The 24,983-nt window shown below is 71.9% G+C and carries 28 protein-coding genes; 24 read left to right on the forward strand and 4 right to left on the reverse strand.

Going from position 1 to position 24,983, the window contains the following annotated elements:
• Window positions 1-49 precede the first annotated feature (49 nt).
• Window positions 50-943: an IS982 family transposase gene (locus ACH5A8_RS29015; protein WP_399006875.1), complete on the forward strand. Its 894-nt coding sequence runs from the start codon at window positions 50-52 to the stop codon at window positions 941-943.
• Between the two features lie 24 nt (window positions 944-967).
• Here the strand turns inward: ACH5A8_RS29015 and ACH5A8_RS29020 are convergent, their stop codons facing one another.
• Window positions 968-1,768, reverse strand: coding sequence for an oxidoreductase (locus ACH5A8_RS29020; RefSeq protein ID WP_399006877.1), 801 nt, complete (start codon window positions 1,766-1,768; stop codon window positions 968-970).
• 98 nt (window positions 1,769-1,866) lie between these two features.
• Between ACH5A8_RS29020 and ACH5A8_RS29025 the strand changes: the two genes are divergently transcribed.
• Window positions 1,867-2,424, forward strand: a complete 558-nt coding sequence (locus ACH5A8_RS29025; RefSeq protein WP_030399878.1) for a TetR/AcrR family transcriptional regulator — start codon at window positions 1,867-1,869, stop codon at window positions 2,422-2,424.
• 102 nt (window positions 2,425-2,526) lie between these two features.
• Here ACH5A8_RS29025 and ACH5A8_RS29030 read toward each other — a convergent pair whose 3' ends face one another.
• On the reverse strand, window positions 2,527-3,381 hold the full coding sequence (locus ACH5A8_RS29030; protein WP_399006879.1) for an SAM-dependent methyltransferase: 855 nt from the start codon (window positions 3,379-3,381) through the stop codon (window positions 2,527-2,529).
• Between the two features lie 568 nt (window positions 3,382-3,949).
• Here ACH5A8_RS29030 and ACH5A8_RS29035 point away from each other — a divergent pair.
• The 17 genes from ACH5A8_RS29035 (at window position 3,950) to ACH5A8_RS29115 (ending at window position 17,603) form a co-directional block, all read left to right on the forward strand.
• Entirely contained in the window at window positions 3,950-4,552 is a 603-nt protein-coding gene (locus ACH5A8_RS29035; protein ID WP_399006881.1) for a hypothetical protein, read from the forward strand.
• Window positions 4,553-4,852: 300 nt separating this feature from the next.
• A complete protein-coding gene (gene rpsP / locus ACH5A8_RS29040; RefSeq protein WP_399006883.1) occupies window positions 4,853-5,272 on the forward strand; it encodes a 30S ribosomal protein S16 in 420 nt (139 codons plus the stop codon).
• 5 nt (window positions 5,273-5,277) lie between these two features.
• Complete coding sequence (locus tag ACH5A8_RS29045) at window positions 5,278-5,517, forward strand: RNA-binding protein (RefSeq protein WP_003973401.1); 240 nt, start codon at window positions 5,278-5,280, stop codon at window positions 5,515-5,517.
• A 108-nt stretch (window positions 5,518-5,625) separates the two neighbouring features.
• Window positions 5,626-6,243: a ribosome maturation factor RimM gene (rimM, locus tag ACH5A8_RS29050; RefSeq protein ID WP_399006885.1), complete on the forward strand. Its 618-nt coding sequence runs from the start codon at window positions 5,626-5,628 to the stop codon at window positions 6,241-6,243.
• Window positions 6,243-7,076 carry a tRNA (guanosine(37)-N1)-methyltransferase TrmD gene (trmD, locus tag ACH5A8_RS29055; protein ID WP_399006887.1) on the forward strand — a complete coding sequence of 278 codons (834 nt, stop codon included), beginning with the start codon at window positions 6,243-6,245 and terminating at the stop codon, window positions 7,074-7,076. The genes rimM and trmD overlap by 1 nt, the downstream gene beginning before the upstream one ends.
• Window positions 7,077-7,209: 133 nt before the next feature.
• The gene (rplS, locus tag ACH5A8_RS29060) at window positions 7,210-7,560 is read left to right on the forward strand and encodes a 50S ribosomal protein L19 (RefSeq protein ID WP_064535471.1); all 351 of its coding nucleotides are present in this window, start codon (window positions 7,210-7,212) and stop codon (window positions 7,558-7,560) included.
• Window positions 7,561-7,656: 96 nt separating this feature from the next.
• The gene (gene lepB / locus ACH5A8_RS29065; RefSeq protein ID WP_399006890.1) at window positions 7,657-8,388 is read left to right on the forward strand and encodes a signal peptidase I; all 732 of its coding nucleotides are present in this window, start codon (window positions 7,657-7,659) and stop codon (window positions 8,386-8,388) included.
• Window positions 8,381-9,478: a signal peptidase I gene (gene lepB / locus ACH5A8_RS29070; RefSeq protein ID WP_399006892.1), complete on the forward strand. Its 1,098-nt coding sequence runs from the start codon at window positions 8,381-8,383 to the stop codon at window positions 9,476-9,478. The genes lepB (ACH5A8_RS29065) and lepB (ACH5A8_RS29070) overlap by 8 nt, the downstream gene beginning before the upstream one ends.
• Window positions 9,366-10,382 (forward strand): signal peptidase I, encoded by a 1,017-nt coding sequence (gene lepB / locus ACH5A8_RS29075; protein WP_399006894.1) that lies wholly within the window; start codon window positions 9,366-9,368, stop codon window positions 10,380-10,382. Before lepB (ACH5A8_RS29070) ends, lepB (ACH5A8_RS29075) begins: the two co-directional genes overlap by 113 nt.
• 177 nt (window positions 10,383-10,559) lie before the next feature.
• Entirely contained in the window at window positions 10,560-11,336 is a 777-nt protein-coding gene (gene lepB, locus ACH5A8_RS29080; protein WP_399006896.1) for a signal peptidase I, read from the forward strand.
• Window positions 11,326-11,850 (forward strand): NUDIX hydrolase, encoded by a 525-nt coding sequence (locus tag ACH5A8_RS29085; RefSeq protein ID WP_399006898.1) that lies wholly within the window; start codon window positions 11,326-11,328, stop codon window positions 11,848-11,850. Before lepB (ACH5A8_RS29080) ends, ACH5A8_RS29085 begins: the two co-directional genes overlap by 11 nt.
• A gap of 56 nt (window positions 11,851-11,906) precedes the next feature.
• Window positions 11,907-12,215 (forward strand): DUF2469 domain-containing protein, encoded by a 309-nt coding sequence (locus tag ACH5A8_RS29090; RefSeq protein WP_009190879.1) that lies wholly within the window; start codon window positions 11,907-11,909, stop codon window positions 12,213-12,215.
• A 106-nt stretch (window positions 12,216-12,321) separates the two neighbouring features.
• On the forward strand, window positions 12,322-12,807 hold the full coding sequence (locus ACH5A8_RS29095; protein ID WP_399006900.1) for a YraN family protein: 486 nt from the start codon (window positions 12,322-12,324) through the stop codon (window positions 12,805-12,807).
• Window positions 12,807-14,432, forward strand: coding sequence for a YifB family Mg chelatase-like AAA ATPase (locus ACH5A8_RS29100; protein ID WP_399006902.1), 1,626 nt, complete (start codon window positions 12,807-12,809; stop codon window positions 14,430-14,432). The genes ACH5A8_RS29095 and ACH5A8_RS29100 overlap by 1 nt, the downstream gene beginning before the upstream one ends.
• Complete coding sequence (gene dprA / locus ACH5A8_RS29105) at window positions 14,429-15,790, forward strand: DNA-processing protein DprA (RefSeq protein WP_399006904.1); 1,362 nt, start codon at window positions 14,429-14,431, stop codon at window positions 15,788-15,790. The genes ACH5A8_RS29100 and dprA overlap by 4 nt, the downstream gene beginning before the upstream one ends.
• A 324-nt stretch (window positions 15,791-16,114) precedes the next feature.
• A complete protein-coding gene (whiG, locus tag ACH5A8_RS29110) occupies window positions 16,115-16,957 on the forward strand; it encodes an RNA polymerase sigma factor WhiG (RefSeq protein WP_399006906.1) in 843 nt (280 codons plus the stop codon).
• A gap of 88 nt (window positions 16,958-17,045) precedes the next feature.
• On the forward strand, window positions 17,046-17,603 hold the full coding sequence (locus ACH5A8_RS29115; protein WP_399007004.1) for a TetR/AcrR family transcriptional regulator: 558 nt from the start codon (window positions 17,046-17,048) through the stop codon (window positions 17,601-17,603).
• Window positions 17,604-17,806: 203 nt separating this feature from the next.
• Here ACH5A8_RS29115 and ACH5A8_RS29120 read toward each other — a convergent pair whose 3' ends face one another.
• Window positions 17,807-18,418, reverse strand: coding sequence for a murein hydrolase activator EnvC family protein (locus tag ACH5A8_RS29120; protein WP_399007005.1), 612 nt, complete (start codon window positions 18,416-18,418; stop codon window positions 17,807-17,809).
• Between the two features lie 444 nt (window positions 18,419-18,862).
• Here ACH5A8_RS29120 and rpsB point away from each other — a divergent pair, with 444 nt between their 5' ends.
• From rpsB to ACH5A8_RS29145, 5 genes are all read left to right on the forward strand, one after another.
• On the forward strand, window positions 18,863-19,768 hold the full coding sequence (gene rpsB / locus ACH5A8_RS29125; protein ID WP_399006908.1) for a 30S ribosomal protein S2: 906 nt from the start codon (window positions 18,863-18,865) through the stop codon (window positions 19,766-19,768).
• A 162-nt stretch (window positions 19,769-19,930) separates the two neighbouring features.
• Entirely contained in the window at window positions 19,931-20,767 is an 837-nt protein-coding gene (tsf, locus tag ACH5A8_RS29130) for a translation elongation factor Ts (RefSeq protein ID WP_399006910.1), read from the forward strand.
• Between the two features lie 207 nt (window positions 20,768-20,974).
• The gene (gene pyrH / locus ACH5A8_RS29135; RefSeq protein WP_399006912.1) at window positions 20,975-21,733 is read left to right on the forward strand and encodes a UMP kinase; all 759 of its coding nucleotides are present in this window, start codon (window positions 20,975-20,977) and stop codon (window positions 21,731-21,733) included.
• Between the two features lie 246 nt (window positions 21,734-21,979).
• Entirely contained in the window at window positions 21,980-22,537 is a 558-nt protein-coding gene (gene frr, locus ACH5A8_RS29140; protein ID WP_399006914.1) for a ribosome recycling factor, read from the forward strand.
• Window positions 22,537-23,844: a phosphatidate cytidylyltransferase gene (locus tag ACH5A8_RS29145; protein ID WP_399006916.1), complete on the forward strand. Its 1,308-nt coding sequence runs from the start codon at window positions 22,537-22,539 to the stop codon at window positions 23,842-23,844. The genes frr and ACH5A8_RS29145 overlap by 1 nt, the downstream gene beginning before the upstream one ends.
• Window positions 23,845-23,923: 79 nt before the next feature.
• Here the strand turns inward: ACH5A8_RS29145 and ACH5A8_RS29150 are convergent, their stop codons facing one another.
• Window positions 23,924-24,730 (reverse strand): hypothetical protein, encoded by an 807-nt coding sequence (locus ACH5A8_RS29150; protein WP_399006918.1) that lies wholly within the window; start codon window positions 24,728-24,730, stop codon window positions 23,924-23,926.
• Window positions 24,731-24,983 lie beyond the last annotated feature (253 nt).

Below are 24,983 nucleotides of genomic sequence, written 5' to 3' on the forward strand. Positions count from 1 at the left end.
ATCCGAAGTTTCGGCCCGTCAAAGGGGCGAGGGTGTCCAAGATCCGTGTGTGACGACAGACCTGAACACCCTCTTGACCGCACTGTATGTGAAGATCGACGACGAGATCGGGGGAACCCGATGCATGGGCGGGCCGCCGCTGCTCAGCGACTCCGAACTCGTCTGCCTGGCCGTGGCCCAGGCCCTGCTCGGCTACCACTCTGAGTCGCGCTGGTTGCGCTACGCGAACAAGCACCTGACGGGTATGTTCCCGTACCTGTTGCAGCGCGCGGGCTACAACAAGCGGCTCCGCTCCACGCTCGGGCTGGTCAAGCGCATGATCCGGGAACTGGCGATGGATAGCGGCTTCTGGTTCGACAACCTCCGGATCACCGACTCGACTCCGGTGCCGTGCGGGATGTCGCGCCCGACCGTGCAGCGTTCCAATCTCGCGGGCTGGGCCGGCTACGGCTACTGCGCCTCCCACTCCCGGTTCTTTTGGGGCCTACGCTTGTACCTGGTGTGCACCCCGACCGGAATGCCGATCATGTGGGCGCTGGCCAACCCGAAGATAGGCGAGCGCGAGGTCCTTGCGGCGATGCTGGAGGTCGACGCCGACCTGGTCGCCGACCGCGAGGGCATCGTGCTGATCTCGGACAAGGGCTTCGCGTCCAAGCCATTCGAAAAGGCCCTCGCCGGGCAAGGCATCGAGCTGCTGCGGCCCTCGCGCAAGCGGGAGAGGCAGCGGTACGGCGAGCCGGTGCTCAAGAAGGTCCGCCAACTGATCGAGTCGGTCAACGACACCCTCAAGGGTCAGCTCGACCTGGAGCAACACGGTGCACGCACCATCGAAGGTGTGGCGGTCCGCGTCGCCCAGCGCGTCCTGGCCCTGGCCGCAGCGATCTGGCACAACAACAAGACCGGTGCAACCGTCCCCCGATCACTGATCGCCTACGACCACTGAACCGATCAGGAACTTCGCGCCTGGCTAGACCGTCGGAATGCTGCCGCCGTCGACGACGTACTGGCTGCCGGTGAGGAACGCCGCGCGGTCGGAGGCGAGGAACGCGACGAGTTCGGCGACGTCGGCGGGCTGGCCGGGGCGCCCGAGCGGGATGCCGACCCGGTCGATCAGCTGCCGGCGGGCCGTTTCGGCGTCCTGGCCGCTGTCGGCGGTGATCTGGTTCAGACGCCGGGTGACGGCCGGGGTCTCGATGAGTCCGGGGACGACGGTGTTCACTCTGATCCCGTGCTTGCCGACCTCGTTGGCCAGGCCCTTGCTGTAGACGGTCGTCGCGGCCTTCGCCGCCGCGTACGGGAGGGACGCGGGGCCGGGCAGGCGGGCTTGGCCCGATGTGACGTGGACGATGACTCCGCGGTTTTGCGCGATCATCCCCGGCAACAGGGCCCGGTCCAGGCGGACCGCGGACATCAGGTTGGTGTCGAGGTCGCGGTACCAGTCGTCGTCGGCCGCGTCGAGCGCCCCGCCTGGGATGTGCGTCTGGCTGCCGGCGTTGTTGATCAGGACATCGATTCCTCCGAGCAACTGCGTCGCCTGCGCGGCGAGGGCGGCGGCCCCGTCGGCGGTGGCGAGGTCGGCGGCGACGAACCTGCCGGCCGGCGGCTCGTCGACCGGCGTGCGGGCCGCGACGACGACGTCGGCCCCGGCCTCGGCGAACCGGACCGCGACAGCCGCGCCGATTCCCTTCGTGCCGCCGGTGACCAGGACTCGAACGCCGGCAAACTCGCCAGCTGGTCCAGAGGCGGATGTCACGGTGGTGGATGTCATGTGACACAACTCCTTCGTCGGAGGGCGCCGCCTTCCGGGAGTCGGCGGTCGGTTAGGGTGAGCCTCACTCTACAATAAAACGAGAGGTCGTTCTTTTTATGCCCAAGGTTACCCAGGAGCACCGCGACGCCCGGCGCCGGCAGATCCTGGCCGCCGCCCGCGAGGTGTTCGCGGCCAAGGGCTTCGCCCAGACCTCCACCGGTGAGATCGTCGCCGCCAGCGGACTGTCCACCGGAGCGGTCTACAGCTACTTCCCCAGCAAGAACGACCTGGTGGCGGCCGTCTGCGAGGACGCCGTGGATAACCTCATCGACCTCGCCAGCATCCGCGACGCTGCCGAACTGCTCGACCGGGTCCGCGCCCGCCACGGCGGCCACGCCCGGCTGATGGCGCAGGTCTGGGCCGAGGCCGCCGTCTCGCCCGACCTCGCCGCCCAGATCCGGGCGCAACTGGCCAAGGACCAGGAGAAGGTCGCCGGGCTCATCCGCCAGGACCGCTGCGCCCGCGGCCTGCCCGACTCGCCGGACCCCTCCGGCGTGGCCGGCGCACTGCTCGCCATGCTCACGGGATATTCGCAGCGCCTGGCCATCGGCCAGGACATCGACACCGCCGCCTTCCGGCAGGCCCTCCAAACCCTGCTTGGCGACGCGACCTGAAAGCACAGATCTGGGCAGACGGCGCCGTATCAGCTGCTAGTGACCAAGACTGAGGCGAAGTGGATCAGCCCTTTTACCCCGGCGACATTAGGAACAACTCGTCTAGGGCGTCAGCGCGATCAGGTAGCGGAACACGTTCGGCATCCACACCGTGCCGTCGGAGCGCCGGTGGGCGTGCAGGGCCTCGGCCAGCTCCTTGCCGACCTGGTCGGCATCGCCCGCCTCGATCGCCGCGTCGAACAGTCCGGTGGACAGCATGCCGCGCACCGCGCTGTCGAGACCGGCGTAGCCGAACGGGCAGGCGACCCGCCCGGAACCGTCCGGCCGCAGACCGGCGCGCCGGGCCACTTCCTCCAGGCCGTCGCGCGGGGCGGGGCGCGGCCCGTCCGGCCCGTTCGCCACCCGCAGCACGGAGGAGGTGGCGCAGCGCTCCGGCGGCCCCCAGCCGGCCAGCACGACGGGCGCCCCGCGCTCGGCGAGCGGCGCCACCGCGGACAGCAGCTCGCCCAGCCGCTCCCCGTCGCCCGCGAGGCACCCGATGGGGTCGAACGCGGTCACCAGGGTGTACGGGGGCCTCGGGGCGCCGTCCGCGCCGGCGTCGTCGAGGAGGTCGCTGAGCGGCCCGTCGAGGATCCGGGCCTTGGCGTCCGCGTGCGCGCCCCGGGGCCGCGGCAGCAGCCGGCGGCGCGCGAGGGCGAGCCGTTCGGGGCAGGAGGGCCCGATGCCCGTGACCGCCGCCCCTCTGGCCGCCGCCATGAGCAGGGCGAGCCCGGACCCGCAGCCCAGGGCCAGCAGCCGGGTGCCCGCGCCCACTTCCAGTCGCTCGTACACGGCCTCGTAGAGCGGGACGAGCATCCGCTCCTGGATCTCGGACCAGTCACGCGCGCGTGCACGCTGGTCCACCCGGGGAGCCGGCCCCGCGGGGGAGACGTGCTGACGCACGAGCGTAGGTGTCATGGATAAGCGCCCCAATCCGCCGAGAGTTGCCGCTGTGCGGGTTCCGTGGCCCCCGTGCCGTGCGCTCGCACTTCCCGTATGCCAGGTAACTCCCACCTCCCCATCGCGTCCAGGGGGCGTGGGCCCCCGCTTGCCCGCTTCGGGCGCACGGGCCGAGATTTCACATCCCGGTAACCGGAGCCTCGACCAACCGTTTCCGGACATGGCCGAGTCGCTGCGGTCCCAGGCCGCGCCGGTCCGCCGCGACCGGTCCGGTGCGGCCCGGTGCCGGACGCCCGGAGCGGGCCCGGTAACGTCACGGTCGTCGCGCACGCCGACCGAGTGACGGCATGCCTCCGAAAGCGGCCGAAACGTCTCTTGCCCCGACCCGCGCCCCGTGCGCACCGGGCGCTACTCGCCGCGGCGTACGCGGGACTACGCACCGGCTTGTTACGAGCTGTGAGGCTTCTCCGCAGATCAGCGCACCCGCCCTCGTCAGGACGCATCAGCGGCAACTGACGGGTACGTGCAAATTATTTGGGATGCCCCGGAATAGGAACACGGCGGCACCCCCGCTCGTTGTCATTACGTGAGCACGACACAGACACCACCTGTTCTCGCGGCGGAACTGGCACAGGCGTGGGCCGACATTCAGCGGAACCACCCCGAACTGCCGGATCTGGCCGCGCCGGAATCCCTGATCGGAGAGTCGTCGTCCGCGTGCGGGCACGAACTCTCCTTCGAGCGACTGCTGCACGAGGCAGTCCACGGCATCGCCGCCGCGCGCGGGGTGCGCGACACCTCCCGCGCCGGCCGCTACCACAACCGCCGCTTCCTCGCCATCGCCGAGGAGCTGGGCCTGGACCACCCGGACGAGCCGCATCCGAGCAGCGGGTTCTCCCTGGTCACGCTCAGCCCCGAGGCCAAGCGGCGCTACCGCCCGACCATGGAGCGCCTCCAGCGCGCCCTGAAGGCGCACACCGTCGCCACCTCCGCCGACACCGACCGCACCTTCCGCGGCCCGGCCGCACGCCACGGCTCCTCCGGCGGCGGCGTGCGGGTCAAGGCGGTCTGCGACTGCGGCCGCAACGTACGGGTCGTCCCCTCGGTCCTGGCCCAGGCCCCCATCGTGTGCGGGGGGTGCGGCAAGCCGTTCCGGATCCCGGAGGCGGTGGGAGCGGCGGCGAGCTGACCGCGTCCGGCATCTCGTGGGTGCCGGACGCGCGACGGCGGCCGGGGCGACGGCGGGACCGCGGACAGCCGCGCCGCGAGGCCGTCGCGCCGGGTGCCGCGAAGTCATGCCCGGATACGGCCCGATTCCCCCCGCGCCCGGTCCGTCCCTTCGGGTGTGGCACAATGGCTAGCTGTACTCGACAGTCGCACAGGACCCCTCTCTCCTCCGGCTGACGCGTCCATCGGGCACTCGGGTACCGCAACCCCACGCGGCGTCTCGCCGTGCCCAACCACGTCAATTCCAGGAGAACCCACTCCCGTGGCAGTCAAGATCAAGCTGAAGCGTCTGGGCAAGATCCGTTCGCCTCACTACCGCATCGTCGTCGCCGACTCCCGTACCCGCCGTGACGGCCGGGCCATCGAGGAGATCGGTCTGTACCACCCGGTGCAGAACCCCTCGCGCATCGAGGTCGACGCCGACCGCGTGGCGTACTGGCTCTCCGTCGGCGCCCAGCCGACCGAGCCCGTGCTCGCCATCCTGAAGAAGACCGGCGACTGGCAGAAGTTCAAGGGCGAGCCCGCCCCCGCGCCGCTGCTGCAGCCCCAGGAGAAGGCCGCGCGTCCGTCGTTCGAGGCTCTCGGCGGCGACGACGAGGGCAAGGGTGAGGCGATCACCCAGAAGAAGAAGGCTGAGAAGAAGGACGAGGCGGCTGCCGAGTCCGAGTCGACCGAGGCCTGAGCAGCATGCTCGAAGAGGCGCTTGAGCACCTCGTGAAGGGCATCGTCGACAACCCTGACGATGTGCAGGTCGCCTCGCGCAACCTGCGTCGCGGACGCGTGCTGGAGGTCCGGGTGCACCCCGACGACCTCGGCAAGGTGATCGGTCGCAACGGCCGTACCGCACGCGCGCTGCGCACCGTCGTGGGCGCCATCGGCGGCCGCGGTGTCCGCGTCGACCTCGTCGACGTGGACCACGTCCGCTGACGCTTATCGCAACCGGCTCGGGCCGGGGAGGGCCACACGGCCGTCCCCGGCCCGAGTCGTATGGGCAGCAAGTCGCATGAGCAGGAAGACGACAGGAGAATTGGACACGTGCAGCTGGTAGTCGCACGGATCGGCCGTGCCCATGGCATCAAGGGCGAGGTCACCGTCGAGGTGCGTACCGACGAGCCGGAACTGAGGCTCGCGCCCGGCGCCGTACTCGCCACCGATCCCGCATCCACGGGCCCGCTCACCATCGCAACCGGCCGCGTCCACAGCGGCCGCCTCCTCCTGCGGTTCGAGGGCGTCGCCGACCGCACCGCCGCCGAGGCCCTGCGCAACACCCTGCTCATCGCCGAGGTGGACCCGGACGAACTGCCCGAGGACGAGGACGAGTACTACGACCACCAGCTGATCGACCTCGACGTGGTCACCGAGGACGGCACGGAGGTCGGACGGATCACCGAGATCTCGCACCTGCCGTCCCAGGACCTGTTCATCGTCGAACGCCCCGACGGCAGCGAGGTGATGATCCCCTTCGTCGAGGAGATCGTCACCGAGATCGACCTGGAGGAGCAGCGGGCCGTCATCGCGCCCCCGCCGGGCCTGATCGACGACCGGGCCGAGATCGCCTCAGCGCGCGAGGCCGCGCAGGAACGGCCTGACGAGCCCGGGGACGAGCCGCGCGAGTCCGCGCAAGCGCCGCGCGAGTCCGGGGAAGAATCCTGATGCGCCTCGACGTCGTCACGATCTTCCCCGAGTACCTCGAACCGCTGAACGTCTCACTCGTCGGCAAGGCACGCGCGCGCGGACAGCTGGACGTGCACGTGCACGACCTGCGCGCCTGGACCTACGACCGCCACAACACGGTCGACGACACGCCCTACGGCGGCGGCCCCGGCATGGTCATGAAGACCGAGCCCTGGGGCGACGCCCTGGACACCGTCCTGGCCGACGGCTACGAGAGCGGCGCGCACGCCCCCGCGCTGATCGTCCCGACGCCCAGCGGACGGCCGTTCACCCAGGAACTCGCCGTCGAGCTCTCCGAGCGCCCCTGGCTGATCTTCACCCCGGCCCGCTACGAGGGCATCGACCGCCGGGTCATGGACGAGTACGCCACCCGTGTGCCGGTGTACGAGGTGTCCATCGGCGACTACGTGCTGGCCGGCGGCGAGGCGGCCGTCCTGGTCGTCACCGAGGCGGTCGCCCGCCTGCTGCCCGGCGTCCTCGGCAACGCCGAGTCCCACCGGGACGACTCCTTCGCCCCCGGCGCCATGGCGAGCCTGCTGGAGGGCCCCGTCTACACCAAGCCGCCCCTGTGGCGCGGCCGGGACATCCCGGACGTGCTGCTCAGCGGCCACCACGGGAAGATCGCCCGCTGGCGGCGCGACGAGGCCCTGCGGCGCACCACCGACCACCGGCCCGACCTCATCGAACGCTGCGAGCCCGCGGCCTTCGACAAGAAGGACCGCGAGATGCTCTCCATCCTGGGCTGGGCCCCGGACGCCGAGGGCGAGCCGTACGGGCGATTTTGGCGCAGGGCCGACGACGTGGAAGAATAAGCCGCTGTTGTGCGCCGTCCGGCGTGCGCCCCTGCCACAGGGGGACACGACGCCCGCCCCGATCCGCGCAGCACCATCCCAGAACCTCTAGTTCCGTTGATGACCTGTGGCATCAACGAGGAAAGCAGACGAAATGTCTCACCTGCTCGACACCGTCGACGCCGCGTCGATCCGCGACGACATCCCCGCCTTCCGCCCGGGCGACACGGTCAACGTGCACGTCCGCGTCATCGAGGGCAACCGCTCCCGTGTGCAGCAGTTCAAGGGCGTCGTGATCCGCCGCCAGGGCTCCGGCGTGCGCGAGACCTTCACGGTCCGCAAGGTCTCCTTCTCCGTCGGCGTCGAGCGCACCTTCCCGGTGCACACCCCGATCGTGGAGAAGATCGAGCTCGTCACCCGTGGTGACGTGCGCCGCGCCAAGCTGTACTACCTCCGTGAGCTGCGCGGCAAGGCCGCGAAGATCAAGGAGAAGCGCGAGAACTGAGCGCCTTCCGGGAGCGCGCCGCGCGGAGCCTCGTCGCTCCGGAGGTGAGCGACCGGACAGCGTGTCCACGGCGGGGCGGGATAGCATTCCGCCCCGATGGACACCGAAGCACAGTCGATGGAGCGCGACCGCTCCTCGCACCCCGGCGAAGCCGGATCCGAAAGGACTCCGGACCCGCGGGGGCGCGAGGGGCGGTCGCGTTCGTCGTTGACGGCGCGGATCACCGGCTCGGTCCCCGGCGGGCGGATCACCCTGGCCGCGCTGCTCTGCCTGGCCCTGCTGCTCCTGCTCAACACGTTCGTGGCGCAGCCGTTCCAGATCCCCAGCGGTTCCATGGAACCGGGATTGAGGATCGGCGACCGCGTTCTCGTAAACAAGTTGGCGTACCGTTTCGGGACCGGACCGCGGCGCGGCGATGTCGTCGTGTTCGACGGCTCCGGGTACTTCGGGCCCGGCGACTACGTCAAACGCGTCGTGGGTGTGGGGAGAGACCACGTGGTGTGCTGCGACAAGGAGGGCAGGATCGAGGTGAACGGCCGGTCGGTCGACGAGTCGACGTTCCTCCACAGCGGCGACCGCCCCTCGGCGGTGCCCTTCGACGTGGTCGTGCCCGAGGGCGCCCTGTTCCTGCTCGGCGACCACCGCGACGACTCCAGCGACTCCCGCGACCACCTGGGCTCGCCGGGCGGCGGCATGATCCCGGTCGGCAGGGTGATCGGCCGGGCCGAGCGGATCGTGTGGCCCCTCGGCCACTGGACCCGCCTCGCCCGCCCCGACGCCTATGCGCGGGTGCCCGCGCCCGGCCGCCAGGACGGCGCCCATGGGTAGCCGCGGCCGACCACGCGGCGCGTCGCCGGCGGCGGACGCCGCCGCCGGACTGCTGCCCACCGGGGCCAGGCGCGCCGCCGGCCCGTCCGGCGGGCGCACCCGCGCGGAGCGGCGCAAGCTGCAGCGCAAGGTCAAGCGCAAGCGCAGGCGCTCCGCCGTCCGGGAGGTCCCGCTGCTGGTCGGCGTCGCCGTGCTCATAGCCCTGGTGCTGAAGACCTTCCTCGTCCAGGCCTTCGTGATCCCGTCGGGCTCCATGGAGCAGACGATCCGGATCGGCGACCGGGTCCTGGTCGACAAGCTCACCCCGTGGTTCGGCTCCGAGCCCCAGCGCGGGGACGTCGTCGTCTTCCACGATCCGGGCGGCTGGCTCAAGGACGAACAGCCGGCCAAGAAGAACGACCCCGTCGGGGTCAAGCAGGTCAAGGAGGGCCTCACGTTCATCGGGCTGCTGCCCTCCGACAACGAGAAGGACCTCATCAAGCGGGTCGTCGGCGTCGGCGGGGACCACGTCAAGTGCTGCGACGCGCAGGGCCGGATCACCGTCAACGGCGTTCCCCTGAACGAGCGGGACTACATCTATCCGGGTGACGCCCCCTCCGACACCCCGTTCGACATCACCGTCCCCAAGGGGCGGCTGTGGGTGATGGGCGACCACCGGGGCAACTCCGCGGACTCCCGCTACCACCAGAACACCTCGTACAAGGGGACCGTCTCCCTGGACTCGGTGGTCGGGCGGGCCATGGTGATCGGCTGGCCGTTCGGCCACTGGAGCACGCTCGACGAACCGGGAACCTTCGCCGCGGTGTCCGACTCGGCGGCCGGATCGACCGCCGCCGCCCGGCTGTCGCATAGGGTTGCCCCCTACGATCCCAACAGATCGGTTCAACTCCCGAGCCCTGCGGAACTCCCGCTCGTTATGGGAGTGGTGGGCCTGCGCCGCGAACGGCGCGGGCGGCGGCACGGAGTGAGGAGTTGGCGTGGGGGATGTGGCGGTTGGCGCACGGTCCGGAGGCGACGGCGAGGAGCACCGCCGACGTCCCATGGGAGCGGCGGTCCCCGCCGCGGACGGCGCCGGGCCCTCCGGGAGTGAGAGCGACACAGCCGAGGACGGCACGGTGACGGAGCACAGCCAGAGCGATGAGCAGGGGACCGGCGGCGGCTCCCCGGAACCGAAGAAGCCGCGCTCCTTCTGGAAGGAGCTGCCGATCCTGATCGGTATCGCGCTGGTGCTGGCGCTGCTGATCAAGACATTCCTCGTGCAGGCGTTCTCCATCCCGTCGGACTCGATGCAGAACACCCTGCAGCGGGGCGACCGCGTCCTGGTCGACAAGCTGACCCCCTGGTTCGGCTCCGAGCCCGACCGCGGCGAGGTCATCGTCTTCCACGACCCGGGCAACTGGCTCGCCGGCGAGCCCACGGCCAAGCCCAATGCCCTGCAGACGGTCCTCAGCTGGATCGGGCTGATGCCGTCCGCGGAGGAGAAGGACCTCATCAAGCGCGTCATCGGCGTCGGCGGCGACACCGTCGAGTGCAAGGGCTCCGGCCCGGTGCTGGTCAACGGCAAGGCGCTGGACGAGGGGTCCTACGTCTACGCGGGCAACACCCCGTGCAGCGTGGACGACCAGGGCGGCCAGTTCAAGGTGAAGGTGCCCAAGGGCTACGTCTGGGTCATGGGCGACCACCGGCAGAACTCCCGCGACTCGCGCTACAACCAGATGGACAAGTTCCACGGCATGGTGCCGGTCAAGGAAGTCGTCGGCCGCGCCATCGTGCGGGCCTGGCCGGTCAACCGCTGGGGCACCCTGCCGGTTCCCGACACCTTCGACCAGCCGGGCATCGGCGGGCAGCAGTCCTCGGCCGCGGGCGCCCTGACGGTCGCCCCGAGCGGTGTGGCCCTCACCGCGGTCGTACCCGTGGTGGTGTGGCGCCGCAGGCGCTCGCTGAAGGCCGCGACCGGCACGGGCACCGCGACCACGGCCGCCGGAAGCCGCTGAGTCGAAGAGGTGGCGGGAGCGGGGATCCGGCGCAGGCCGTCCCCAAGGCTCCCGCCGGGGCGGTGGGGAGCATTCCGCTCACACCGCCCGGCGGCTGTGAAGCCCAGGTGGAGCTGTGGCCGCGATCGCGGAAGAGGGGCTGCCCCCTTTCGGTACCGCCGGGTAGGGTGCGGGTCCATGGGTGGCGAGAGCACGACGCGTACGGCCCCGCTGAGCGGCGGCACGAACAGGGCACCGGCGGGCGGCAGGACGGGACAGCGACTGTCCGGGCTGGCCGTGGCGCTGGGACTGGTGCTGTTCCTCGGCGGCTTCGCCTGGGCGGCCGTGGTCTACCGCCCGTACACCGTGCCCACCAGCTCCATGACGCCGACGATCGGCATGGGCGACCGGGTGCTCGCCCAGCGCGTCGACGGCGGCGAGGTGCGCCGCGGTGACGTCGTCGTCTTCCGCGACGACAGCTGGGTGGCGAACTCAGCCGTTGTCAAGCGCGTGGTGGCCGTCGGTGGCGACACCGTCGCCTGCTGCACCAAGGGCAAGCTGACCGTCAACGGCAAGGAGATCGACGAGCCGTACCTCAAGGGCGGCGTGGCCGAGATCCAGGGCTTCCCCACCGTCAAGGTGCCGGAGGGCCGCCTGTTCCTGCTCGGCGACGAGCGCGAGGGCTCCCTGGACTCCACCGCCCACCTCACCGACGCCGCCAAGGGCACCGTCTCCCGCAGCGCCGTGACCGCCCGCGTGGACGCCGTGATCTGGCCCGCCAAGGGCATGCTGGAGCGCCCCACCGGATTCGAGGCGCTCGGCGCCCTCTCCGAACCGGGCCCGCTGCGCACGATCACCGCCCTGATCCTCGCCGGCGCCGTGCTCGTCCTGGCCGGCGGCGCCTACGGCCCCGTCGCCAAGCTGCTGGGCCGCTCGCGCGCCCGCGCCCGGACGGAGCCGGCCGGTGCCCGCTGAGGCCGTGGACACCGGCGAGGAGACCTACGCGGGCGGGCCGCGCAAGGTGGCCCGGGTGGTCCTGCTCGACCGCGCGGACCGCATCCTGCTGCTGCACGGCCACGAGCCGGACGACCCGACCGACGACTGGTGGTTCACACCCGGCGGCGGCCTGGAGGGCGAGGAGACCCGTGAGGAGGCGGCCCTGCGGGAACTCGCCGAGGAGACCGGCATCACCGAGGTCGAACTCGGCCCGGTCCTGTGGCGGCGCCGGTGCTCCTTCCCGTTCGCCGGCCGCCGGTGGGACCAGGACGAGTGGTACTTCCTGGCCCGCACCGACCGGACGGCGACCGCGGCCACGGCCCTGACCGAGCTGGAGCGGCGCAGCGTCGTGGGCGCACGCTGGTGGACGTGTCAGGAACTGGCCCGGGCCCATGAGACGGTGTACCCGACCAGACTCGCCGAGTTGCTGCGCACGCTGCTCGACGAAGGTCCTCCGGCCCGGCCCATGACCCTGGACACCGAAATCGTCTAGGGGTGCGGGGGACTGGCGCACAATGGGGGGACCGTACGGCTGAAGGGGAACATGCCATGAGCGCCGAGGACCTCGAGAAGTACGAGACCGAGATGGAGCTTAAGCTCTACCGGGAGTACCGCGATGTCGTCGGTCTGTTCAAATACGTGATCGAGACCGAGCGGCGTTTCTACCTCACCAACGACTACGAGATGCAGGTCCACTCGGTCCAGGGTGAGGTGTTCTTCGAGGTGTCGATGGCCGACGCCTGGGTGTGGGACATGTACCGGCCGGCCCGGTTCGTCAAGCAGGTGCGTGTCCTCACGTTCAAGGACGTGAACATCGAGGAGCTGAGCAAGAGCGAGCTGGAACTGCCCGGCGGCTGACGGGGCCGGGCCTGTGGGTGTCGCTGCGGACGCCGCTCGTGTGGGTGACGGAGTTGTCCACAACCGGTGAGTAGCCCACCAAGATCCACTCGGTGGGCCCGGTTGCGTGACGGTTGGCGCCGGAGGTGGTGCCGACATGAACACCCATCAGGCACTCGGCGACAGCCGTCAGGCCCACAGCGGCACGCATCAGGCCCGCAGCAGCACCCATCAGGCGTGGAGCCGCACCCATCAGGCGCGCAGCGCACTCGGCAGGTACGGCGAAGGGCTGGCCGCGCGCCGGCTGGCCCTGGCCGGGCTCACGGTCCTGGCGCGCAACTGGCGCGACGGCAGGTCGGGCGAGATCGACATCGTGGCCCGGGACGGTGACGTCCTGGTCGTCTGCGAGGTGAAGACCCGCAGGGCGGGCGGCTTCCAGCATCCGATGGCCGCGATCACCCAGGAGAAGGCGGAACGACTGCGCGGCCTCGCGCAACTCTGGATCCAGACCCACGGAGGGGCACCCCCGGGCGGCGTCCGCATCGACCTCGTCGGCGTCCTCCTGCCCCGGCGCGGCGCCCCGGTGGTCGAACACGTGCGGGGGGCCGCCTGATGGGATTCGCACGCACGTGCTCCGTGGCCCTCGTCGGGGTCGAAGGCGTGGTCGTCGAGGTCCAGGCCGATCTGGAACCCGGCGTCGCCGCCTTCACCCTGGTGGGCCTGCCGGACAAGAGCCTGACCGAGAGCCGGGACCGGGTGCGGGCGGCCGTGGTCAACTCCGGCGGCGAGTGGCCGCAGAAGAAGCTCACGGTCGGACTCAGCCCCGCCTCGGTGCCCAAGGCCGGCAGCGGCTTCGACCTCGCCGTCGCCTGCGCGGTGCTGGGCGCCGCCGAGCGCATCGACCCGAGGGTGCTCGCCGACATCGTCATGATCGGAGAACTCGGCCTGGACGGCCGGGTGCGTCCGGTGCGGGGCATCCTGCCCGCCGTGCTGGCCGCCGCCGACGCCGGCTACGAGCAGGTGGTGGTGCCGGAGTGCGCCGCGGCCGAGGCCACGCTGGTCCCCGGCGTCTCCGTGCTCGGGGTGCGCAGCCTGCGCCAGCTGATCGCCGTGCTGACCGACGAGCCCGTGCCCGAGGAGGAGCCGGACGATCAGGGGCGCCCGGACCCGCTGCTGGCCGGGCTGCGCCTTCCCGGCGCCGGCTCGGCCACCGGCATGCACTCCATGGGCGCGGCCCACCACGACCAGGGCCACGACCTCGCCGACGTGATCGGCCAGACCTCCGCCCGTACGGCGCTGGAGGTCGCCGCGGCCGGCGGCCACCACCTGTTCCTGGAAGGCCCGCCCGGCGCGGGCAAGACCATGCTCGCCGAGCGGCTGCCCGCCGTCCTGCCCGCGCTCGGCCGGCAGGAGTCGCTGGAGGTCACGGCGATCCACTCGGTGGCCGGACTGCTGCCGCCGGGCAAGCCGCTGATCGACCTCGCCCCGTACTGCGCCCCGCACCACTCGGCGACGATGCAGGCCCTCGTCGGGGGCGGCCAGGGGGTCGCCCGCCCCGGCGCCGTCTCGCTCGCCCACCGGGGCGTGCTGTTCCTGGACGAGACCCCCGAGTTCAGCAGCCATGCCCTCGACGCCCTGCGCCAGCCGCTGGAGGCCGGCCATGTGGTGATCGCCCGCAGCGCCGGGGTGGTGCGGTTCCCGGCGAGGTTCCTGATGGTGCTCGCGGCCAATCCGTGTCCCTGCGGCCGGTTCTCGCGGCGCGACACGCTGTGCGAGTGCCCGCCCTCGGCGATCCGGCGCTACCAGGCCCGGCTCTCCGGACCGCTGCTGGACCGGGTGGACCTGCGGGTCGAGGCGGACCCGGTCACCCGGGGCGAACTGGCGCGGCGCGGAGCGCGGGGCGAGTCAACCGCGGCCGTGGCCGAGCGGGTGCGGGCGGCCCGGGATCGCGCGGCGGCGCGGTTCGCGGACACGCCGTGGCGGACCAACGGCGAGGTGCCGGGACACGAGCTGCGCACCCGCTGGCACGCGGCGCCCGGAGCGATGGACGAGGCCGAACGCGGCCTGGAGCGCGGCGTCCTCACCGCTCGCGGCCTCGACCGCGTGCTCCGGGTCGCCTGGACGGTCGCGGACCTCCGCGGCCACGGCCGTCCCGAGGCCTCCGACGTCACGCTGGCCCTCCAGCTGCGCACCGGAGTGCCCCGGGGCGTCCCCATGGCCCTCGGAGTGCCGGCATGACCGCGCCACGGTCCCAGGACCGGCCCGAGCCCGGGGACGGGGCCGGTCAGCGGGACGGCATGGGAGGTGCGGAGCGCGATGGGGGCCAGGACCGCCTGGACGGTCTGAAGCACCGGGACGCGCCGGACCGTGTGGATCGCGGGGTCGCTTCCGGTCGGCGGGGCGGTCAGGACCGGGAGGAGCGCCCGGACGGGGCGGCCGGGGGCCGGGAGGAGCCGGACGGCGAGCTGCTCGCCCGGGTCTTCCTGAGCCGTGTCGTCGAACCCGGGGACGCGACCGGGGGACGGTGGCTGCGGGAGCTGGGGGCCGTGGCGGTGGTCCGGCGGCTGCGGGAGGGCGGGCCACGGCTCGCCGGGGTGTCGGGCAAGCGGTGGGCCGGACTGTGCGCGCGGGCCGCCCTGGCCGACCCCGAGCGGGACCTCGACGCCGCCCGGGCGGCCGGGGTGCGGTTCGTGCGCCCCGGCGTCCCCGAGTGGCCGGCCCAGCTCGACGACCTGGGGGACGCCCGCCCCGTGGGGCTGTGGGTGCGCGGACGGCCCAGCCTGCGGATGTGGGCCCTGCGTTCGGTCGCCGTGGTCGGCGCCCGCGCCTGCACCGAGTACGGCGCGCACATGGCCGCCGACCTCGCCGCCGGTCTCGCCGACCGCGGCTGGGTGGTGGTCTCCGGCGGCGCCTACGGGGTCGACGGCGCCGCCCACCGGGGCGCGCTCGGCAGCGCGGGCGCCACCGTCGCCGTCCTGGCCTGCGGCGTCGACCGGCCCTACCCGCGCGGCCACACCGCGCTGATCAACAGGATCGCGGAGCAGGGCCTGGTCGTCGGCGAGCTGCCGCCCGGCGACCACCCGACGCCGAGCAGGTTCATCGTCCGCAACAGGGTCATCGCCGCGCTCACCCGGGGCACGGTGGTGGTCGAGGCCGCCCACCGCAGCGGATCGCTGGTCACCGCCCGCGCGGCGCAACGGCTGGGACGGCACACCATGGGCGTCCCGGGCCCCGTCACCAGCGCGCGCTCCGCCGGCGTCCACGAACTGCTGCGCGACGGGGCGACGCTCGTCACCGACGCCTCGGAAGTCGTCGAACTGGTCGGCGACATGGGCGAGCTGGCCCCTGAGCGGCACGGCCCCGTGCTCCCGCGCGACCTGCTGGAACCGGACGCCCGGCAGGTTCTGGCCGCGCTGCCCGCCACCGGCGCGCTGACGGCGGCCGCCGTCGCCCGCGACGCCCGGACGACGACGGACGACGCGATCGCCCGACTGTACGAACTCCGATCGCTTGGCTACGTCGAACGACACGGCGAGGGATGGAAGTTGACACGCCAGGCGGTGATATCGGCCCGGGCCAGCCGTGACGGGTGCTGACCGAGCGTGTTCGGCCGTCCGGGGGAACGCCGATGCCTGCGGAAATTCCGGCAGTTGAGCGTTCTCCTTGTGACGCTGAGTAATCGAAGTGACTCGGTCGTGCGCGGTGCGGAACGAATCCGCGCACGCCCCGCGCCCCGCCGTTCGCGCACCGCGACACTCCAGTCACGCTACGCTCACGGGGTTCCGGCGCGGAGATCCCGGCCGCCGGAGCCCATACCGACCCAGACCGACCGACACCGGCCGACCGAGACCGACAGCTCACCCCGACGTCCAGAACCTCCAGAAGCCCGCACTCCACGGCAGAACGGCACAAGGCGACGAATGCCCCAGCACACCTCCGGGTCCGACCGGGCGGCGCTCCCCCCAGCCGCCCGTGACGGTGGCAGCGTGCGGCCGCCCGCTCCCTCGACGCTCGACGAGCTGTGGCGGTCGTACAAGGCGACGGGGGACGACCGGCTGCGGGAGCAGCTGATCCTGCACTACTCGCCGCTGGTGAAGTACGTGGCGGGACGGGTCAGCGTCGGCCTGCCGCCCAACGTGGAGCAGGCCGACTTCGTCTCCTCCGGCGTCTTCGGGCTCATCGACGCGATCGAGAAGTTCGACATCGACCGCGAGATCAAGTTCGAGACGTACGCGATCACCCGGATCCGGGGCGCGATGATCGACGAGCTGCGCGCGCTGGACTGGATCCCCCGCTCCGTGCGGCAGAAGGCGCGCAACGTCGAGCGGGCGTACGCGACGCTGGAGGCGCGGCTGCGGCGCACCCCGACCGAGACCGAGGTGGCCGCCGAGATGGGCATCGCGGTGGACGAACTCCACGCTGTTTTCAGCCAGTTGTCACTCGCCAACGTCGTCGCCCTGGAGGAGCTGCTGCACGTCGGCGGCGAGGACGGGGACGGGCTGAGCTTCATGGACACCCTGGAGGACACCGCCGCGGACAATCCGGTGGAGGTGGCCGAGGACCGCGAGCTGCGGCGCTTCCTGGCCAGGGCGATCAACACCCTGCCCGAGCGGGAGAAGACCGTCGTCACGCTGTACTACTACGAAGGCCTCACGCTCGCCGAGATCGGCAATGTGCTCGGTGTGACCGAGAGCCGGGTCAGCCAGATCCACACCAAGTCGGTGCTGCAGCTGCGCGCCAAACTGGCGAGCTTCGGGCGGTGAGCGGCCCGGCCCGCGCCGGGGGAGTCGCTCCCGTCGCGGGCGGCGCGTCCGTAGAGTGGTCGGCGTGCCAAGGATTCGAGCGGCCTCCGTGGCCGAGCACCGGTCGATGCAGCGAGCCGCCCTGCTGGACGCGGCGCGGACCCTGCTGTCCGAGGGCGGGACGGAGGCGCTGACCTTCCCCGCCCTGGCCGAACGGACGGGGCTGGCGAGGTCGTCGGTGTACGAGTACTTCCGGTCGCGGGCCGCCGTGGTCGAGGAGCTGTGCGCCGTCGACTTCCCCGTCTGGGCCGCCGAGGTCGCGGCGGCGATGGCGGCCGCCGACGGGCCGGAGGCCAAGGTCGAGGCGTACGTCCGCAAGCAGCTGGAGCTGGTCGGCGACCGCCGCCACCGGGCGGTGGTGGCGATCTCGGCGAGCGAACTGGACGCGGGGGCGCGGGAGAAGATCCGGGCCGCGCACGGCGAGCTCGTCGCCATGATCGTCGAGGCGCTGGGCGAGCTCGGGCACGGCCGGCCCCGGCTGGCGGCGATGCTGCTCCAGGGCGTCGTGGACGCGGCCGTGCGCCGGATCGAACTGGGAGCGGCCGAGGAGCCCTCGGTGGTCGCGGAGGCGACGGTGGGGATGGCGTTGCGGGGAGTCCGCGGCTGACGCCATGCCCGAGGCGAGGTCGGCCTCGGCAGCGGCTGACCCTCAGGCACTCCCGGTCGGGCGCCGCCCCAGAAAGCGGCGTTCCGGCTTTCCGGCACCGCCCGGGAGCCCGGGCGCGGCACCCGGACAGTCGGTGCTGCAGGGTACGCCGGCGGGAGCGGCACACCCAGGCCTTCGGGCGTCGCCCGGTTCGTCGGTGACCGCTATGCCGGTGTCGGCACCCCCAGCACCGGCAGCAGTCTCGACGGGCCGCCGTCGAGCAGCCAAGGGGGCAGGAGCAGCAGCGGGTCGAGATAGGTCTCCCCCCGCAGCAGGCCCCAGTGCAGGCAGCCGCCCCCGCAGTGCGATCCCGGGGCCGGCCCTGACTCCTCCACCGTGCCGACGACCTGGCCCGCCGCCACCGTGTCGCCCTCCTTCACCGAGGCCCGCACCGGCTCATACGTCGTCCGCAACGGCGGAAGACCCGTCCCCGACAGTTCCACCGCGACCACGCCGCGCCCCGCCACCGAGCCCGCGAAGGAGACCCGGCCCGCCGCCACCGCCCGTACCGGGGCGCCCGGCGGCGCCCCGAGGTCCACGCCCCGGTGGCCGGGCCCGTACGGCGTGGCCGGCGGCTCCCAGCCGCGCAGCACCGGCGGCCGTGCCCCCACGGGCCAGACCCGCCCCACGGCCGGCACCGACCCGCCTGCCCCCGCCGCCCCACCCGACCCCCATGGGCCGTCCGCGGGCACAGATCCGTCCGCGGGCACAGGTCCGGCACCCGCCGCGGACCCGCCGCCCGCCCCGGACCCGCTACCGCCACCGGACCGGCCCATCGTGACCTCCGTCCCCGCCGTCCCCTGACCGTTCGGCGGGCCGGGGACCGTCCCGTCCGCCCACGCCGCCGGGGCCGGCACGCCCACGGTCAGGCCCAGCAGCGCCCCCAGCCAGAGCCGCCCGTTCACCCATCGCATCCCGCGCGTCGAGCGCGTCCCACGCATCCCAGACATGCGCCCACGGTGCCCCGCACCGCCGTCCGCCGCCGGATCCTGTGGACAACCCGCCGGTTGTGGACAGCGGCGTCACCCGGCGCCTTCCGTGTCCCGTACACTTCTGGTGGCGACCCGGGTCACCGGGTCGACTTCGCACGCCCCGACACCCCGGCCGGCAACGGTCGGTGTCAGCGCCCCTCGGTCCTTCGCGGCAGGCGCACGCGGGCGTCAGGCGCGGAAGCCGTCCGGCATCCGCGGCACAACCGAGAAAATCAAGGAGATACGGCCATGGCCGTCGTCACGATGCGGGAGCTGCTGGAGAGCGGCGTCCACTTCGGTCACCAGACCCGTCGCTGGAACCCGAAGATGAAGCGCTTCATCTTCACCGAGCGCAACGGCATCTACATCATCGACCTGCTCCAGTCGCTGTCGTACATCGACCGCGCCTACGAGTTCGTCAAGGAGACCGTGGCCCACGGCGGCACGGTCATGTTCGTCGGCACGAAGAAGCAGGCGCAGGAGGCCATCGCCGAGCAGGCCACCCGCGTCGGCATGCCCTACGTCAACCAGCGCTGGCTGGGCGGCATGCTCACCAACTTCTCGACCGTCTACAAGCGCCTGCAGCGCCTGAAGGAACTCGAGCAGATCGACTTCGAGGACGTGGCCGCCTCCGGCCTCACCAAGAAGGAGCTCCTGGTCCTCTCCCGCGAGAAGGCCAAGCTGGAGAAGACCCTCGGCGGTATCCGCGAGATGCAGAAGGTGCCCAGCGCCGTCTGGATCGTGGACACCAAGAAGGAGCACATCGCGGTCGGCGAGGCCCGGAAGCTGAACATCCCGGTCGTCGCCATCCTCGACACCAACTGCGACCCCGACGAGGTCGACTACAAGATCCCGGGCAACGACGACGCGATCCGCTCCGTCACCCTGCTCACCCGCGTGATCGCCGACGCCGTCGCCGAGGGCCTCATCTCCCGCTCTCGCGTCGCCACCGGTGACAAGGGCGAGAAGGCCGCGGGCGAGCCGCTCGCCGAGTGGGAGCGCGACCTGCTCGAGGGCGAGAAGAAGGCCGACGAGGCGCCGGCCGCCGAGGCCGAGAAGCCGGCTGAGGCCGCCGAGGCTGAGGCCGCCGAGGCTCCGGCCGCCGAGGCGCCGGCTGCCGAGGCCCCGGCCGCCGAGGGCGAGCAGCAGGCCTGACCCGTCAGCGTCAGTGTTGACGGCGGGAGCGGGTGTCAACTCCGCTCCCGCCGTTCACCCGTAGGTCAGCGGCGCGTCAGCGGGCTCGCGCTCCATGGGCGCGGGGGACCGCAGGCCCCCTGATCTTCGATCTTCCAGACTTCGAGAAAGATTCACAGACTCATGGCGAACTACACCGCCGCCGACGTCAAGAAGCTTCGTGAGCTCACGGGCGCCGGCATGATGGACTGCAAGAAGGCGCTGGACGAGGCCGAGGGCAACGTCGAGAAGGCCGTCGAGGCGCTGCGCATCAAGGGCCAGAAGGGCGTCGCCAAGCGCGAGGGCCGCTCCGCCGAGAACGGCGCCGTGGTCTCGATCATCGCCGACGACAACTCCTCCGGTGTCCTGGTCGAGCTGAAGTGCGAGACGGACTTCGTCGCCAAGGGCGAGAAGTTCCAGGCCGTGGCCAAGGCCATCGCCGAGCACGTCGCCCAGACCTCCCCGGCCGACCTGGAGGCCCTGCTCGCCTCCGAGATCGAGGCCGGCAAGACCGTCCAGGCGTTCGTGGACGAGGCCAACGCCAACCTCGGCGAGAAGATCGTCCTGGACCGCTTCGCGCAGTTCACCGACGGTTTCGTGATCGCGTACATGCACCGCACGATGCCCGACCTGCCCCCGCAGATCGGTGTCCTCGTCGAGCTGGACAAGCCGAACGCCGAGGTCGCCAAGGGCATCGCCCAGCACATCGCCGCCTTCGCGCCGAAGTACCTCTCCAAGGAGGACGTGCCGGCCGAGGTCGTCGAGTCCGAGCGTCGCATCGCCGAGGAGACCACCCGCGCCGAGGGCAAGCCCGAGGCCGCGATCGCCAAGATCGTCGAGGGTCGCGTGAACGGCTTCTTCAAGGACGCCACGCTGCTCGGCCAGCCCTACGCGCTGGACAACAAGAAGTCCGTCCAGAAGGTTCTGGACGAGGCCGGTGTCACCCTGAAGCGCTTCACGCGCATCAAGGTCGGCATCTGAGTCCACAGTCCGTACCGCGACGGACGCCCGACCCGGATAGGGTCGACAGCAGTCGTCCATGTCGCCCGCGTATGGCGCCACGCACACGCGCGTGACGGACGACAGCAGATCTGACGAGGAGGCCATTGCCGAGCATGGGATGCGAAACACGCCCCACCGGCAATGGCCTTCTTCGCATGTGCACCACGTAACAGAGGCGGAATCTCAATGACCACCAAGGCCCAGAAGAGCGACGACGGCAAAGTGACCGGCCGGTTTCTGCTGAAGCTGTCCGGAGAGGCCTTCTCCGGCGGCGGGGGTCTGGGCGTCGACCCGGACGTGGTGCACGCCATCGCCCGCGAGATCGCGGCCGTCGTCCGGGACGGCGCGCAGATCGCGATCGTGATCGGCGGCGGCAACTTCTTCCGCGGCGCCGAGCTCCAGCAGCGCGGCATGGACCGCGCCCGCTCGGACTACATGGGCATGCTCGGCACCGTGATGAACTGCCTCGCCCTGCAGGACTTCATCGAGAAGGAAGGCATCGACAGCCGGGTCCAGACCGCCATCACCATGGGCCAGGTCGCCGAGCCGTACATCCCGCTGCGCGCCGTGCGCCACCTGGAGAAGGGCCGCGTGGTCATCTTCGGCGCCGGTATGGGCATGCCGTACTTCTCCACCGACACCACCGCCGCCCAGCGCGCCCTGGAGATCGACGCCGAGGCGCTGCTCATGGGCAAGAACGGCGTGGACGGGGTCTACGACTCCGACCCGAAGACCAACCCGGACGCGGTGAAGTTCGACGCCCTCGGCTACGGCGAGGTCATCACCCGCGACCTGAAGGTCGCCGACGCCACGGCGATCACGCTCTGCCGCGACAACCGGCTCCCGATCGTCGTCTTCGAGCTCCTGAAGGAGGGCAATATCGCCCGCGCCGTCAAGGGTGAGAAGATCGGCACGCTTGTGGGTGACCAGGCCGGTCGGGGCTGACCCGACCCGACGGGGACCCGTCGACCGGACGACTCACCTCGTCCACGGCACGACACCCCGTCCGGGGGCACGAGACCCGTCCCGGGCGCGACACCTGTCCGGGGGACGGGCGGGACGGACCCGGACCGGGGGATGGACAATGGCCTGCCGGTCGGGAACCGTGCAGGAAGAAGACGCGACGCAGCCGGCCGTCGGCCCCGACGAGGAACCGCAGCCGGGCCTACTCAAGACACGCAGGAGCAAGTGGTGATCGAAGAGACCCTCCTCGAGGCCGAGGAGAAGATGGAGAAGGCCGTCGTGGTCGCCAAGGAGGACTTCGCCGCGATCCGCACCGGCCGTGCGCACCCGGCGATGTTCAACAAGATCGTGGCCGACTACTACGGGGCGCCGACGCCGATCAACCAGCTGGCTTCGTTCTCCGTGCCGGAGCCGCGGATGGCGGTCGTGACCCCGTTCGACAAGACCGCGCTGCGCAACATCGAGCAGGCGATCCGGGACTCCGACCTGGGCGTCAACCCGAGCAACGACGGCAACATCATCCGTGTGGTGTTCCCCGAGCTGACCGAGGAGCGCCGCCGCGAGTACATCAAGGTCGCCAAGGGCAAGGGTGAGGACGCCAAGGTCTCCATCCGCTCGGTGCGCCGCAAGGCCAAGGACGCGATCGACAAGCTGATCAAGGACGGCGAGGTCGGCGAGGACGAGGGCCGCCGTGCGGAGAAGGAGCTCGACGACACCACCGCGAAGTACGTCGCGCAGGTGGACGAGCTCCTGAAGCACAAGGAGTCGGAGCTGCTCGAGGTCTGATGAACGACTCTTCCTGGGGAGCGCCGCAGCCGGCCGGGTACTGGGGACCCGCGGACGGGTCCCCCGCCCAGGGGTCCGCCCCGGGGGCCGTCGCCCCCACGGGCCCCGCGTACGATGCGCAGCAGGGCGCCCAGCAGACCCGCCCCATGCCCATCGTGCCCGAGGTGCCCGCACACGGCGGAAACCAGGATGACGACCGGGGGGCCGCCCGGACGGGCGGCCCCTTGTTCCGGGACCAGGCCCCGCAGCCCCACGGCACCCAGCCCCCGCAGCCGCAGTCGTACGACACGCGGCAGCCGTACGAGACGCGGCAGCCGCAGTCGTACGGCATACAGCCGCACCCGCAGCCGTACGAGATACAGCCGCAGCCGTACGAAGCGCCGCAGCCGCGGCCCTACGACACGCCGCAGACGCCGCCCGCCCACCAGGCGGTGTCGCAGAATCCGGAGCCCATGCCCGACGCCCCGCAGCCGGCGCCCGCCCCGCAGAAGAAGAGCGCGGGCCGGGACCTGGGCGCTGCCATAGGAGTCGGCCTCGGGCTCGGCGTGGTGATCATCGCGTCCCTGTTCATCGTCAAGGCCGTCTTCGTCGGCGTGATCGCGGTCGCGGTCGTGGTCGGCCTGTGGGAGCTGACGTCGCGGCTCCAGGAGCGCAAGGAGATCAAGGCGCCGCTCGTGCCCCTGGCCGTCGGCGGCGCCGCCATGGTGGTCGCCGGGTACGTGCGCGACGCCGAGGGCGCCTGGGTGGCGATGGCCCTGACCACGCTCGCGGTCCTGGTCTGGCGGATGACACAGCCGCCCGAGGGCTACCTCAGGGACGTCACGGCGGGTGTCTTCGCCGTCTTCTACGTGCCCTTCCTGGCCACGTTCGTGGCGATGATGCTCACCGCGGACGACGGTCCGCTGCGCGTCCTGACCTTCCTGATCCTCACGGTGGTCAGCGACACGGGCGCGTACGCGGTCGGCTGGCGCTTCGGCAAGCACAAGCTCGCCCCGCGCATCAGCCCGGGCAAGACCCGCGAGGGGCTGTTCGGCGCCGTCGCCTTCGCCATGGTCGCCGGTGCGCTGTGCATGCAGTTCCTGATCGACGACGGCCTCTGGTGGCAGGGCCTGCTCCTCGGCCTCGCCGTCGCCGCCAGCGCCACCCTCGGCGACCTCGGCGAGTCCATGATCAAGCGCGACCTGGGCATCAAGGACATGGGCACCCTGCTCCCGGGTCACGGCGGCATCATGGACCGCCTCGACTCGCTGCTGCCCACCGCGCCGGTGGCCTGGCTGCTGCTGGTGCTCTTCGTCGGCTCTGCCTGACCCTTCGGGCCGCGTACGCGGGAGGAGCCCCCACCCCGGCCGGGGTGGGGGCTCCTCCCGCGTACGGCCGGGTTCGTGGTCACTGGTCGAGACGGCGCCACGGGTTGGCTTCCCGCTCCCGGACGACTCGGGCGGTGTGCTCGTCGATCATGTGGAGGACTCCCGCCGCCATCCGTTCGAGGCAGGAGGCCGCCGCCTCCGCGTTCAGTTCCTCCACGGAATCGGTCTCTTCCTGGTACGCTTGGGTGCCGGCCTCGGTCCACTGGGACACGAACCGGGTCTCGCCCATGAAATGCACCAGGTCCTGGGGCGAGACGCGGGAGAGGCGTTCACCGACGGGCGGCGCGCCGTGCTCGGGGGGCGGCGACGGCCAGTAGAGGTAATCGCGGTACGGCGCTCCCTCGCCCAGGGACGGCGCGAATTTCGCGGAGAGGCCCACCGTCACGTTGCCGTGGCGGTCCAGCAGGAGGATGGGATACCCGGTCCACTCGCCCTGCTTGTCCCCGCGGTCCCAGACGCCTCCCCACGTCACATGGCGCCCGATGCCGCTGTACCGGTCACCGCCGGCCCAGAGCCGGCACAGCCTCCAGGCGTGGTGCGTGGCCACACGCTCGGGAGGCTCGGGGGTCCAGAGCTTGCGCGCCAGCCAGGAGCGGGGCGGGGGCTCGACGGGCCGCCGGGCCTCCCAGGGGACCGCCGACAGCGGCACACCGGCCTCCTCCAGCTTGCGCGCACTGGACCGGGCGAACGCGTGGAACCTCTCCGTGAACGCGGAGACCGCCGCCTCCCCGGCCTCCACGTCCTCCCGCCGGCTCCGTTCGGCGTCCCGCTTCCGTCGGTTCAGCCGCTCCCCTTCGGCGAACACGTCGCCGTCCCCGTCGACCACCGCTTCCCCCTTTCGCCGCGCCTGGGCCCCGGCGGCCACCCCCGGCCCACCCCGGGCACGGCCGACCGCGGAGCACCGCCCAACGTACCAACGTCCCCCCGTCCCGGCCCCGGTAACGACCACGCCGGACACGACCGACACGGGCCACGGCCCCGGACCTGCCGAGGCGACCCCCACGAGCGGCCGCGCCGGAAGAGGCGGGCCCACGCCACCGCGTGACGGCCGCGGCGCCGGTCCGGGCCCCTCGGCGCCG

Origin of the sequence: Streptomyces sp. NPDC018610 (assembly GCF_044391765.1) — a bacterium.
In the GTDB taxonomy this organism is placed as follows: Bacteria; Actinomycetota; Actinomycetes; order Streptomycetales; family Streptomycetaceae; genus Streptomyces.